13 protein-coding genes are annotated in these 13,547 nt (G+C 42.1%); 12 read left to right on the top strand and 1 reads right to left on the bottom strand.

The window, feature by feature from the left end:
• The first annotated feature begins 199 nt into the window (after positions 1-199).
• Positions 200-1,210 carry a DUF1002 domain-containing protein gene (locus QM351_RS02570; protein ID WP_414326429.1) on the top strand — a complete coding sequence of 337 codons (1,011 nt, stop codon included), beginning with the start codon at positions 200-202 and terminating at the stop codon, positions 1,208-1,210.
• A 174-nt stretch (positions 1,211-1,384) separates the two neighbouring features.
• Here QM351_RS02570 and guaA read toward each other — a convergent pair whose 3' ends face one another.
• Complete coding sequence (guaA, locus tag QM351_RS02575; RefSeq protein WP_003012033.1) at positions 1,385-2,950, bottom strand: glutamine-hydrolyzing GMP synthase; 1,566 nt, start codon at positions 2,948-2,950, stop codon at positions 1,385-1,387.
• Between the two features lie 128 nt (positions 2,951-3,078).
• Here guaA and QM351_RS02580 point away from each other — a divergent pair, with 128 nt between their 5' ends.
• The 11 genes from QM351_RS02580 to QM351_RS02630 all read left to right on the top strand — a co-directional run bounded on the left by QM351_RS02580 (position 3,079) and on the right by QM351_RS02630 (position 13,421).
• A complete protein-coding gene (locus QM351_RS02580) occupies positions 3,079-3,777 on the top strand; it encodes a GntR family transcriptional regulator (protein ID WP_003007291.1) in 699 nt (232 codons plus the stop codon).
• Positions 3,778-4,015: 238 nt separating this feature from the next.
• Positions 4,016-5,293, top strand: coding sequence for a glycosyltransferase (locus QM351_RS02585; protein WP_414326431.1), 1,278 nt, complete (start codon positions 4,016-4,018; stop codon positions 5,291-5,293).
• Complete coding sequence (locus QM351_RS02590; RefSeq protein WP_227223631.1) at positions 5,290-6,267, top strand: NAD-dependent epimerase/dehydratase family protein; 978 nt, start codon at positions 5,290-5,292, stop codon at positions 6,265-6,267. Before QM351_RS02585 ends, QM351_RS02590 begins: the two co-directional genes overlap by 4 nt.
• Complete coding sequence (locus QM351_RS02595; protein WP_023918122.1) at positions 6,242-7,069, top strand: MBL fold metallo-hydrolase; 828 nt, start codon at positions 6,242-6,244, stop codon at positions 7,067-7,069. Before QM351_RS02590 ends, QM351_RS02595 begins: the two co-directional genes overlap by 26 nt.
• A complete protein-coding gene (locus QM351_RS02600; protein ID WP_414326434.1) occupies positions 7,035-8,300 on the top strand; it encodes a F390 synthetase-related protein in 1,266 nt (421 codons plus the stop codon). The genes QM351_RS02595 and QM351_RS02600 overlap by 35 nt, the downstream gene beginning before the upstream one ends.
• A 12-nt stretch (positions 8,301-8,312) precedes the next feature.
• Positions 8,313-9,257, top strand: a complete 945-nt coding sequence (locus tag QM351_RS02605) for a 3-oxoacyl-[acyl-carrier-protein] synthase III C-terminal domain-containing protein (protein ID WP_414326435.1) — start codon at positions 8,313-8,315, stop codon at positions 9,255-9,257.
• 101 nt (positions 9,258-9,358) lie between these two features.
• Complete coding sequence (locus QM351_RS02610; RefSeq protein ID WP_003001435.1) at positions 9,359-9,691, top strand: putative DNA-binding protein; 333 nt, start codon at positions 9,359-9,361, stop codon at positions 9,689-9,691.
• Positions 9,692-9,693: 2 nt separating this feature from the next.
• Positions 9,694-9,909 (top strand): hypothetical protein, encoded by a 216-nt coding sequence (locus QM351_RS02615; protein WP_037615282.1) that lies wholly within the window; start codon positions 9,694-9,696, stop codon positions 9,907-9,909.
• Between the two features lie 17 nt (positions 9,910-9,926).
• On the top strand, positions 9,927-11,498 hold the full coding sequence (gene ffh / locus QM351_RS02620) for a signal recognition particle protein (protein WP_195623223.1): 1,572 nt from the start codon (positions 9,927-9,929) through the stop codon (positions 11,496-11,498).
• A gap of 66 nt (positions 11,499-11,564) precedes the next feature.
• Positions 11,565-12,332, top strand: a complete 768-nt coding sequence (locus QM351_RS02625) for an alpha/beta hydrolase (RefSeq protein WP_414326438.1) — start codon at positions 11,565-11,567, stop codon at positions 12,330-12,332.
• Between the two features lie 105 nt (positions 12,333-12,437).
• Positions 12,438-13,421, top strand: a complete 984-nt coding sequence (locus tag QM351_RS02630; protein ID WP_048691195.1) for an acetylxylan esterase — start codon at positions 12,438-12,440, stop codon at positions 13,419-13,421.
• Positions 13,422-13,547 lie beyond the last annotated feature (126 nt).

Consider the following 13,547-nt stretch of genomic DNA (forward strand, 5'->3'; position numbering starts at 1 on the left):
TCAGTTCTGCCTCCGGTTTTTAGGGAAAATAAAAATGTCATGCATTCTTAAAAAAACTGTAAGCTAGTTTTAAGAAATCAACTGTATAATGAAAATCGAAGTGGGTAAACTCTTTATTTACTTCTTTTTTCATCTCTAGTGAGGTAAGAAAGGTAATATGAGATACCCAGAGGTAATTTGAATTAGAAAGAAGAAAAAGATGAAATTAAAAAAGATTGCATTGTTTGTAACGACGACTTTGGCTTTGTTTACAGCTGTCCCACGTGTTTCTGCAGATACTAATGTCCAGAAAGTCATTGATGAAACTTATGTCAAACCAGACTATGTTTTGGGCTATTCGCTGGACCAAAGTCAAATTGAGCAAACCTTGAGTCTCTTGAACTACGATAGTTCAAAAGACAAAGAAGAGTGGAAGACCATGACACCAGAGGTTTACTCTTCGATTATGAACGTTGCTAACGATGATAGTCTAGAACTCTATTCCTCCGTTAAAATTCAAAAATTAGGTAAGAATAAGGCTCTAGAAGTGAATATCGTAACGCCTCAAAACATCACCAAGGTCACTGCAGATATGTATCGTAATGCAGCCGTTACACTTGGATTGGAGCATGCTCAAATTACAGTAGCTTCCCCTATCCAAGTGACCGGAGAAAGTGCCTTAGCTGGGATCTATTACTCGCTTGAAAAAAATGGTGCCAAAGTTTCTCAAGAAAGCAAAGATCTGGCCCAAGAAGAGTTAAAGACTCTATCAGGGATCAATGAAGAGAACGCGGGAAAGAAAAACTTCGATGCGGATAAGTTAAACGTAGCATTGACCGACATTAAAACAGCAGTAGCCAATGCCAAACAGAACAATCAGGATTTAAGCAAGGATGATATTCGAAAGATCGTCGAAGAAACACTGAAAAATTATAAGCTGGATACAACTGTGACAGGTAACCAGATCAATTTGATCGTGAATTTCGCAGTGAATCTTTCAAAGAGTAGCGTCATCAGTAGCAAAAGCTTTACGAAGACCTTGTCGGATCTGAAAGATAGTATCGTAGACAAGGCAGGCGATACCTTTAATAATATCAATCTCAATTTTGATACAAATGCTATTCTAAAAGACAGTGGAAACTTCTTCACAAATGCGTGGAATGCCATTGCTGGCTTCTTCGGAGCCATCTGGAATGCAATTGTTAAATTCTTTAGTGGTTTAGTTGGCTAAAAATAGCACGAAAGCACTGCAGACAATAAGTCAGAGTGCTTTTTGTGTGTCGTTTCCTATTTTTATACTCAATTAGAAATTTTATGTTAAGCTCATAAAAAAAGGTCCACTGGACCTTAGATTCGCTTTTCTATTTCTTAGCTCGTGAAAAAAAGGTCCCCCGGACCTTTTTTTTCATTCCCACTCAACAGTTGCAGGTGGTTTACTTGTGATATCGTAGACGATGCGGTTGACGTGGTCAACTTCGTTTACGATACGGACTGAGATTTTTTGGAGGACTTCCCATGGAATCTTCGCAAAGTCAGCTGTCATTCCATCGATAGAAGTGATAGCACGAATGGCGATAGTGTAGTCGTAGGTACGGCCGTCACCCATAACACCTACTGAACGAACGCCTGTGTTAACCGTGAAGTATTGCCAAATATCGCGGTCAAGACCTGCTTTAGCGATTTCTTCACGGAGGATAGCGTCAGATTCACGGACTGTTTCAAGTTTTTCTTCAGTGATTTCACCCATGACACGGATAGCAAGACCTGGTCCTGGGAATGGTTGGCGCCAAACGATGTGGTCGGGCATACCAAGTTCAGTACCAAGCGCACGAACTTCATCTTTATAAAGAGTATTCAGTGGTTCGATCAGTTCGAACTGCATATCCTCTGGAAGTCCACCAACGTTGTGGTGAGACTTGATGGTTTGAGCAGTATCCGTACCTGACTCGATTACGTCTGTATAGAGAGTTCCTTGTGCTAGGAATTTCACATCTTTGAGTTTACTTGCTTCGTCATCAAAGACATATACAAACTCATTACCAATGATCTTCCGTTTTTTCTCAGGATCAGACACACCAGCTAACTTATCAAGGAAACGTTTTGCAGCGTCTGCTTTGACGATGTTCAAACCAAACTTACCACCAAGCATATCCATCACTTGGTCAGCTTCTCCTTTACGAAGAAGACCGTGGTCTACAAAGATACAGATCAATTGATCGCCGATAGCTTTTTGAAGGAGAACCCCAACAACAGAAGAGTCAACACCACCTGAAAGACCAAGAAGGACACGTTTGTCTCCGACGGTTTCACGGATTTTTTTGATCTGCATATCAATGAAGTTGTCCATGGTCCAGTCACCTTTAGCCCCACAGATGTTCAAGGCAAAGTTACGCAAGATATCATAACCGTGAACAGAGTGACGAACCTCAGGGTGGAATTGGATTCCGTAAATTTTCTTGTCTGGATTTTCAATGGATGCAAATGGACAGTCAGCAGAAGTACCAGTGCGGATAAAGTCAGCCGGAATTTCTGTAACAGCATCCCCGTGGCTCATCAAGACCAATTGTTTGTCTGGTGTGCCGGCAAAAAGAGCAGAAGATTCTGTCAAAGTCAGTTCGGATTGACCATATTCGCGGTTACCAGCATCACCTGCAGGAACGACCTTCCCACCCAATTTATGGGTCAACAATTGCATCCCGTAACAGATTCCAAGGATTGGAATACCGAGTTCAAAAATCTCAGGATCGATATCAAAAGAACCTTCCTCGTATACAGAGTTTGGTCCGCCTGAAAGAACGATCCCAACTGGATTGATTGCACGAACTTCATCAGCAGAAATCTTATGGCTCTTCAACTCTGAGAAGACTCCAATTTCACGAATCCGACGTGAAATAAGCTGATTGTATTGGCTACCGTAGTCAAGCACGATGATTTTTTCAACATCATGCAAATCAGTTGATAGGTTTGTCATCTTATCCCCTTCTTAAAGAAATTTACTTTCCTCTATTCTAACACAAAAGCCATGTCTTTACCAATCTCTGATTGAAGAATTAGGAATTTTACGCTACAATAGAGATAACACAGAGAAAGAGCAAGGTTATGATTCCAGCTTACATTCAAATCCATGATCAGATTAAGTCTGAGATTGATCAAAAAATATGGAAAATCGGGGAGCGCCTTCCCAGCGAACGCGATCTAGCTGAGAAATTTCAAGTGAGTCGGATGACGCTTCGTCAGGCCATTACCCTTCTGGTTGAAGAAGGAGTGCTTGAAAGACGAGTAGGAAGTGGCACATTTATCACTAGCACGCGCGTCCAAGAAAAAATGCGAGGCACAACCAGTTTTACAGAAATTATGAAATCGCAAGGCAAGGAACCTTCTAGCCAAGTGATTTCTTACCGTAAAACCATTCCTAGCCTCCAAGAAGTGGACAAATTGGGCATTGATAAGACAGAAACCATCATTCGGATGGAGCGGGTCCGGTATGCCGATGGGATCCCTGTTGTTTATGAAGTGGCCTCTATTCCAGAGAAATTTATTAAGAATTTCAATCGTGAAGAGGTTACCAGCCATTTCTTCCAAACCTTGGAGCGTCATGGCTATAAGATTGGAAAGTCGCACCAGACCATCTATGCGCGATTGGCCAAGGATAAGATTGCGGAGTACTTACAGATTTCAAAAGGGCAGGCTATTTTAGGTCTGACACAGGTTTCCTATTTTGAAGATGGGACGGCTTTTGAGTATGTAAAAAGTCAGTATGTCGGCGAGCGGTTCGAATTTTATTTAGAAAATAACTAAGCTCGCAAATCGTAAAAATAGAAAACTCTTCAAATGTGTGAGAGGCTCACTCTCTTTGGCATTTGGGAGCTTTTTTAGGTTGAAATCATTCTTTCTAAATAGTGATAGTAAAGGCAACATTGAAAATTTTTAAAAATTTTTAAAAAAAATTTTATTTTTTCTTCAATTTTTGTTTTTTTTTACGAATTAATAGATAGAAGCTAGTTTTAGATCTAAAAAAGATATAAGGCAGGAAAAAATGAAAAAAATTAAAATCGATGTGGTAGCTGTTCCCTTGAGTGGGCATCTGTACCCAACTTTAAATCTCGTTAAACCCTTATTAGATGATCCAACTATGGAAATCCGAGTTTTCACGGGTCCTCAGAAAAAAGCCGTCGCAGAAAGTCTCGGCTTCACGGTCGTTCCGATTCTAGAGGACAAAGTAGAAGAATTTGAACGTGTGGCTAATAACGATAAAAAACACAATCTCTTTTCAGCTTATCGGCAATTGTCTAGGAGTCTTGATTTGATTAATCATGTATCGGATCAATTGCTAGAGGAGTGGCGTGTCAACCGTCCAGATATTGTCATTGCTGACTTTATCACTCTATCAGCAGGCTTTGTGGCAGAAGAGTTAGAAATTCCTTGGATTACCACCATGGCAACACAATTTGCAATCGAAACTCCTTATGGTCCTCCTTGCTTCTTCGGAGGGATGGGAGTCGCGCGTACGAAGAAGGAAGAGAAGATCCAAGCACTATGCCGTAAACTCACGCGCATTGGAAAATACTGTGGGGCTTTCCTCTTACGCAAACGCTTAAAACGATACAATTTCAAGTTGTACAATCAAAATGGAGTGGAGACCATCTACTCTCCTTATGCCATCTTTGGAATTGGGATGATGGAGCTAGAGTTGAAGACACACTTCCCTCATCAATATGCGTGGCTTGGCCCTTTGGGAACTTCTCTTGAAAAAGCTGAAGATTATCCTTTAGATCTCAGTCCTTACGAGGACAAGACGAAGGTCCTCGTGACATGTGGAACCCAGTTGCCTTGGGCGAAGGAGAATTTGCTAGAACAAACCAAGCAGTTGGCCAAAGAGCATCCAGAATGTCACTTTTTTGTCACTCTTGGAGATGGGGCAAAGGAATTCTCTGAAGAAGAAGTAGCGCCAAATGTGACGGTTGTCTCTTATCTACCCTACAAAGAATATATTCCGCAGATGGACTATGTCATTCACCATGGAGGAGCTGGAATCTTTTATCAGTGTATCGAATTTAAAAAACCAGCCTTGATCTTGCCACATGATTATGACCAATTTGACTATGCGATTCGAGGAGTAGAAGCAGGAATTGCTTTTCAAGCACATCGCAATCGCACCGAAGAGATTCAAGCAGGTTTCAATGCCCTATTAGAAAAAGAATCTTGGGAAAAGTTAGAGAGACTAAACAAACTTTCAAAAACCTACAAGCCGTTGGATACCTTGGAGTTTGAGATTCAACGATTATTAAGACGTGGAACGGATGGGAAACTATGAAAATTCTTGTAACAGGTGCGACTGGCTTCCTTGGAAAATATGTGATTGATGAGTTGTTGGAACACAACTATTCCATTGTAGCCTTTGGCCGAAATGAAAAAATTGGGAAGGCTCTGGAAGGTGAGTGCGTCCAATTTATCAAAGGGGATTTGACCTCTATTGAGGAATTAAGACAAGCCTTTCAGTCTGTTGATGCTGTGGTTCATGCAGGAGCTTTATCTTCCGCTTGGGGACCTTGGAAGGCCTTCTATCAGGCGAATGTAGTTGGCACTCAAAATGTCCTTGACTTGTGTAGTGAATATGCGGTAAAACGCTTGGTTTACGTATCTTCTCCCAGTATTTACGCAGCTGGAAAAGATCAATTTAACATCAAGGAAAGCGATGCTCCAAAAGAAAATCACCTCAACAATTATATCCGAAGCAAATTGGCGTCTGAAAAACTTTTTTCTGACTATCCGGATGTGCCAAGTATCATCTTGCGTCCTAGAGGATTATTTGGTGTGGGAGATACCAGTATTTTGCCTCGTGTCTTACGCCTCAGTCGAAAAATTGGAATTCCTTTGATTCGAGGAGGAGAGCAGCTCATGGATATGACCTGTGTGGAAAATGTTGCCCTAGCCATTCGCTTGGCTCTGGAAGCAAAAGAAGCACACGGGCAGGTTTATAATATTACAAATGGGGAACCAAAGACCTTTAAGTATTTGATCGAAACCACACTAAAGGGATTGGGAGAGCCGATTCGCTATCGGAAAATTCCGGCAGGTCTTGTAGCAGGTGCGGCCTATAGCCTTGAAGGAGTGTATCGATTATTCCATCTGAAAACTGAACCTCCATTGACTCGCTATACCTATTATCTCCTTCGATATAGCCAAACCCTCGATATTCAAAAGGCCCAAACCGAACTTGGCTACTATCCAAAAATGACTATTGAAGAAGGGATTGACAACTATGTCCAACATGATCAAGCGCATTGATTATTTTCCAGCAGGCTATTGTAGCAGTCATTCTGGTCTCTTATTTAAAGGAATTCCAAATGAAAAAATGCAATTTCCAGCAGGTGTCTTTTTGATTCATCATCGTGAAAAAGGCTATATTTTGTATGATACCGGCTATCACTTCGAGATTAAGAAAAAAGCACGGTATTTCTGGTACCGTCTAGCCACCCCAATGCAGATGAAAAAAGAAGACCAGATCGATTATTTATTGCAAGAGCGTGGGATTGATCCAGCAGAAATTACTTATGTGATTCTTTCGCATCTGCACCCTGACCATCTCGGCGGAGCAGCACTTTTTCCAAATGCTCATTTCTTTGTTACCCGGGAAGTCTATGAGGTGTACCAAAAACCGAAATTTAAAGATCTGATTTTTAAAGAGTTTTTGCCAGCTGATTTCAAAGATCGGGTGACTTGTCTCAAAGCAGATCAAAGGCATCCTGCTTTCCCCTATCGCCCGACTGCGGATCTTTTTGGTGATGGGAGCATTCTTGTATCGTCTATTGATGGACATGCGAGAGGGCAAGGTTGTCTTTATCTGGATGAGCTCAAACTCTTCATCGGAGCAGATCTTTCTTGGGGAGTAGACCTCTTGCCTTTCACACGGCAAATGCGTCTCATTCCTTCCTTGGTTCAGGATGATAAGAAGGCTTATTTAAAAGGAGCTGATTTGCTGGAAACACTCTTGCAAGATGGCATTCAAGTTGTGGTCAGCCACGACCCGCAAGATCGGATTGAAAGGATTTTAAATGAAAAAAATAGTCTTTCTGAAAACCTTTATTGAAACCAGATGGTGCCATCGATTCCGTTCAAGGGAAGCCTTAGAAAGGTACCAAAAAAAGCAATTGGCACGCTACCATGCATTTATCACTTCTCAATCCCCCTATTTTCAAACCCATTCTCCCGAATCCTTTGGAACCATGGATAAAACCTTCATGATGACACATTTCAACGAACTCAATACCCTGGGAGTGGATCGAGATCAGGCTTTAGAGATGGCGATTCGCGGAGAACAGACGCGAGATTTTACTGAGATGAATGGAGAAGTAGCAGTAGGCTTGTCTTCTGGAACCTCCGGCCACCGAGGAGTTTTTGTCACCACAGAAAAAGAAAGAAGTATGTGGGCTGCAGCGATTCTAGCCAAGATGCTACCGAAAGGAAAACTCTTTGGTCATCGCATTGCCTTTTTCTTACGAGCGGACAATGAACTCTATCAAACCATTAATTCAGGCCTGATTCGCTTGGAATATTTTGATATTTTCAAGGATAGCAAGGAGCATTTAGAGCGTCTCAAAGACTATCAACCAACCATTGTGGTTGCACCAGCTTCAACCTTGATTGAGTTAGCCAACTATGTCAGCAATCAGCAACTTGCGATTCAACCCGTCAAGGTCGTTTCTGTCGCAGAGATCCTAGAAGATCGAGATGCTCAGATCATAGCCAAAGCTTTTCAACTAGACAAGCTTGATCAGGTCTACCAAGCGACAGAAGGATTTTTAGCTTGTACCTGTTCAGAAGGCAATCTACATCTCAACGAAGATATTTTGTATGTCGAAAAAGAGTATCTAGATGATAGCCGCTTTTATCCGATTATTACGGATTTCAAACGAACCAGTCAACCCATCTATCGCTACCGCCTCAATGATATTTTGGTGGAAGAAAAGTCTCCTTGCCCTTGCGGTTCCGTCTTTACTCGAATCGCAAAGATCGAAGGACGATCAGATGATATCTTCTATTTCAAAAAAGACGATGGCAGTAGCCAAATGATCTATCCGGATTTTATTCGACGGTGCATTCTCTTTGTCGAAAATATTCAGGACTATCAAGTGACTCAGTTGGCAGATGGATCCATTACCATTGCCTTGAGTTACCGGACAGAGTCTATAGAGCAAGCAATCTTTGCTCAATTTGAACTCTTAGCTCAGCAAAAACAATTCATTCTCCCAAGTATTCAATTTATCGATTACCAATGGGACCCCACACGTAAATTAAAACGTGTTCAACGACTTCAATAAAAGGAGAGTCCTATGACTACTGTAAAAAGACATTTGCAAATTAAAGGCTATGGAACAGCGCTTCCAGCTCATACCGTAACTTTCAAAGACCAGACTCGTTACCGCGTGAAAGAAGGAGAAGAAACACAGATTGATCTTGCAGCGCGTGCGATTGAAGCGGCTTTAAACCATGCGGGGCTTGAAATGGCAGACATCGACTGCCTGGTTTCGGCTAGTGCGGTTGGCGTTCAGCCCATTCCTTGTACAGCAGCTCTGATCCATGAGCGCGTGGCCAAGGGACTGACGATTCCTGCTATGGATATCAACACCACTTGTACCAGTTTTGTATCTGCTTTAAGCACCATTTCTTATCTGATTGAAGGTGGTGAATACCAAAGGGTTCTGATTGTATCAAGTGAAGTAGGAAGCCTAGGGCTGAATCCTAAACAAAAAGAAAGTTTTGAACTGTTTAGCGATGGAGCTGCAGCCTTTATTTTTGAAGCAACAAAGGAAGATAAAGGAATCATTGCCAGTATGCAACGTACCTGGTCTGAGGGAGCCCATGACACCGAAATTCGTGGTGGTTTGACAGCGTATCATCCGAAATTGTACTCTGAATCAACCAAAACCGACTTCATGTTTGACATGAAGGGGAAGAAGATTTTGCTTCTATCTGCGCGTGTTATTCCTGACATGTTCCAAGAATTTCAAGACAAGGTCGGCCTATCGCTTGCTGATGTAGACTATATCATTCCTCACCAAGCTAGTCGTGCCCTTCCTTTGGTCATGGAAAAATTAGGGGTACCAGACCATAAGTATCTTAACATTGTCAGCGATTACGGAAACATGGTTTCAGTAGCTATACCTTTTGGCCTAGCTTACGCCCTGGAACGTGGCCTTGTCAAAGAAGGAGATACCATCTTCTTAATGGGAACTGCAGCGGGTATGACGGTCAATATGTTGGCTCTGAAAATCTAATTCTTTGCTTAGATAAAAAATAGTGTCTACTCCTAAAAACACAGGCAAAAAGCATGAAGTCCCGCTAGTCTTTGGCGGGCTTTTTTGATATAATGAAAGGTATGGAAATTGAGAAAACCAACCGAATGAATGCGCTCTTTGAGTTTTACGCAGCGCTCTTGACAGACAAGCAAATGAACTATATCGAGCTCTATTACGCAGATGACTATAGCTTGGCTGAGATTGCTGAAGAGTTTGGGGTCAGTCGTCAGGCGGTTTATGACAATATCAAGCGGACAGAGAAGATTCTTGAGGATTATGAAATGAAGTTGCACATGTACTCTGACTACATTGTACGCAGCCAGATTTTTGATCAGATTTTAGAACGCTATCCGGAAGATACTTTTCTACAAGAGCAGGTTGAAATTTTATCAAGCATTGACAATCGGGAGTGATTATGGGCAGTCTCGTCATTTATCAAGGAATACCTTGCAAACTATTAGTCGCAGAGGAAGTATTTCCTACTCGACTACAGATTATCTCGCCCAATGATATCTCCAAGGCTATGCAAATAGGTTTTAGCTGTTGGGGATATCCAAATGAAATCATGAAAGAAGTCACACCCGAAGAACTAGAATGTTTGCAACATTTCGGACGATATCCACTGAATTGAAAAAATAGGAGAAAATAATGGCATTTGAAAGTTTAACCGAACGTTTACAAAACGTCTTTAAAAATCTTCGTAAGAAAGGGAAAATCTCTGAAGCAGATGTCCAAGAGGCGACTAAAGAGATTCGTCTTGCCCTCTTAGAGGCCGACGTTGCCCTTCCAGTTGTAAAAGACTTCATCAAACGCGTCCGCGAGCGGGCCGTAGGTCATGAGGTCATCGAAACCCTCAACCCTGCCCAACAAATCGTCAAGATTGTCGATGAAGAATTGACAGCGATTTTGGGTTCAGAAACAGCAGAAATTATCAAATCTCCAAAGATTCCAACCATTATCATGATGGTCGGTCTTCAAGGGGCTGGTAAAACAACTTTTGCGGGTAAATTGGCTAACAAATTAGTCAAGGAAGAAAAAGCGCGTCCTTTGATGATTGCGGCCGATATTTATCGTCCAGCGGCCATCGACCAGTTGAAGACCCTTGGTCAACAGATCAATGTCCCTGTCTTCTCACTTGGTACAGAAGTCCCTGCAGTAGAGATCGTTCGCCAAGGTTTGGAGCAGGCAAGAGCCAATCACAATGACTATGTCTTGATCGATACGGCTGGTCGTCTGCAAATCGACGAAAAACTCATGGGCGAGTTGCGCGACGTCAAAGCCCTTGCCGAGCCAAACGAAATCCTCTTGGTTGTCGATGCCATGATTGGTCAAGAGGCAGCCAATGTGGCGCGTGAGTTCAATGAACAACTCGAAGTAACTGGGGTCATCTTGACCAAGATCGATGGGGATACCCGTGGTGGTGCGGCCCTTTCTGTCCGTCAGATTACTGGGAAGCCAATCAAATTCACTGGTACTGGTGAAAAAATCACTGATATCGAAACCTTCCACCCAGACCGTATGTCTGGTCGGATCCTCGGTATGGGGGATATGCTGACGTTGATCGAGAAGGCTTCTCAAGAATACGATGAGAAACGTTCGCTTGAACTCGCTGAGAAGATGCGAGAAAACACCTTTGATTTCAACGACTTCATCGATCAGTTAGACCAAGTCCAAAACATGGGACCAATGGAAGACCTGCTCAAGATGCTTCCAGGCATGGCCAATAACCCAGCCATGAAGAACCTCAAGGTCGATGAACGAGAAATTGCTCGCAAACGTGCGATCGTATCATCCATGACACCAGCTGAACGGGAAAATCCAGATTTGTTAAATCCAAGCCGTCGTCGTCGGATTGCGGCTGGTTCAGGAAACAGCTTTGTCGAAGTCAATAAATTCATCAAGGACTTTAACCAAGCCAAACAGATGATGCAAGGCGTCCTCTCTGGCGATATGAACAAGATGATGAAACAAATGGGGCTCAATCCAAATAACATGCCGAAGAATATGCCTGGTGGCACGCCTGATATGTCTGCCCTCGAAGGCATGATGGGACAAGGTGGCATGCCTGACTTGTCAGCTCTTGGCGGAGGCGCTGGAATGCCTGACATGAGCCAAATGTTTGGCGGTGGTCTCAAAGGAAAAGCCGGTGAATTTATGATGAAACGGGCGATGAACAAGATGGCCAAACAAATGCGCAAAAATAAGAAAAAACGGAAATAATCGTTTCTAATAAGGGCCTGGAACACACTGTTCTGGGTTCTTTTAGAAACTACTACTAGAGGAAAGATGTTAAAAAAACTAATTCAACAACTCATTCGTTTCTTTGCAAGATTGTTTTCTTCGCACAGCAAGCCCTTTGAATTCCCAAAAGGGTCGAAGAAACCACCGATTAGACCAATCATCTTTGTACCTGGGAGTTCAGCCAGTATACAGCGATTCAACGGAACCATTCGCATGCTCCATCGCTTTTCTAGAAAAAAGCAGAGTCTCTTAAAAATAAAAGTCAACAAAGATGATTCTATAGAGATGGAAGGAAGACTAAATACAAAAGAGCCGAATCCGATGATTGTGATTGGCTTTGAGAACAATCGAGATGGCTACAGCAATATCAAGCAGCAAATCGAATCCCTTAAGATAGCTCTAACCTACCTTCTTGATCACTATCATTTTACAGACTTCAAGGCAGTAGGGCATTCTAATGGTGGACTGGTTTTGACTGGTTTATTGGAAAGTGGCTTTTTAGAGAAAAAGAAGGTAACCGTAACCAAGTTGGCTATTATTGGAAGTCCTTACCGTTTCAATCAAGAGATGTATGACGATTTTCAAACATGGAAGCATCGTCTGGGAAAAGAAGTAGAAGTTCTTAATTTTGTGGGTAGCTTTGCTGGGAAATCAGATGGCATCGTCCCTCTCTCTAGTGCCCAAGCAGCACAATCTATTTTTGACAATCAAACCTATACAGAAGTGAATTTAAACGGTCGTAAGGCTCATCATTCAGCTTTACCCACTAATCCAGATCTAGTGAAACAATTAAGTCTATTTTTGAATCTATAGTGAAATTACATAATTTCGGTTATGTAATTTTTGTTTGTCTCTTGCAATCCTTAAGTAAATATGATACATTTTTGGTAGCGATTACACATACTTAAGGAGGATTTTATGAAAGATCCCAAATTATTAGAAACAATGAAAGATTACAAGGGACGGGATGAGGTTCCCGCAGATTTTGATGCTTTTTGGGATCAAGCCCTAGCAAAGATGACTGAACTGCCTGAATACAAGCTCGAAGAACGAGATTTCAGCATTCCAAATGTGATTTGTTATGAATTAACCTTTAAAGGAACACGAGATGGACTAGTTTATGCGCGGGTTGTTTTTCCAAAAACGGATAAAAAGGTTCCCGTCATTTTCCATTTTCATGGCTATATGGGTCGTTGTTGGGATTGGGCTGATATGCTGGCTTATACAGTAGCCGGCCATGGTGTTGTGTCTATGGACGTAAGAGGGCAGTCAGGCTATTCAACAGACGGTGACCGTTCACCACTTGGTAATACGGTAAAAGGACAGATTATCCGCGGAGCCGTGGATGGTCCTGAGGAGCTCTTTTATAAGGATGTCTACTTGGATCTTTATCAGTTAATTGAAATTGTAGCCAGCCTTCCTCAAGTAGACGACAGCAAACTCGCCAGCTATGGAGCCTCTCAAGGTGGTGCCCTAGCTCTGGTTGCTGCCGGATTGAATCCACGAATTTGCCGAACAGTAGCCATTTATCCATTCTTATCAGACTTCAGACGAGTATTAGAGATCGGGAACACCAGTGAGGCCTATGACGAGCTTTTCCGTTATTTCAAGTTCCATGATCCATTCCACGAAACCGAAGATCGTTTGATGCAGACATTGGCCTATATTGATGTAAAAAACTTTGCCCATCGCATCAAAGGACAGGTTCACATGATTACCGGTCTAGATGATGATGTCTGTTATCCTGTGACACAGTTTGCCATTTATAATCGATTAGAATGTCCAAAAGAGCATTTAATCATGCCAGAATATGCCCACGAAGCTATGAACGTTCAAGTCAATGATCGAGTCTATAATTGGCTCTGTGGTAGCAAGATTCCATTTCAATATGTAGAAAAATAAGTTAGAGAAGAAAATAATCAGTAGATCCATGTGATTTGCTGATTTTATTGTGTTTAAAAGTGATCTAGTATAGAAAGAAAAACTAAAAGTTTATGTACAATTGACCAAACAAGACCTAAACCATTG

Origin of the sequence: Streptococcus parasanguinis (assembly GCF_047465465.1) — a bacterium.
Taxonomy (GTDB): domain Bacteria; phylum Bacillota; class Bacilli; order Lactobacillales; family Streptococcaceae; genus Streptococcus; species Streptococcus parasanguinis_AI.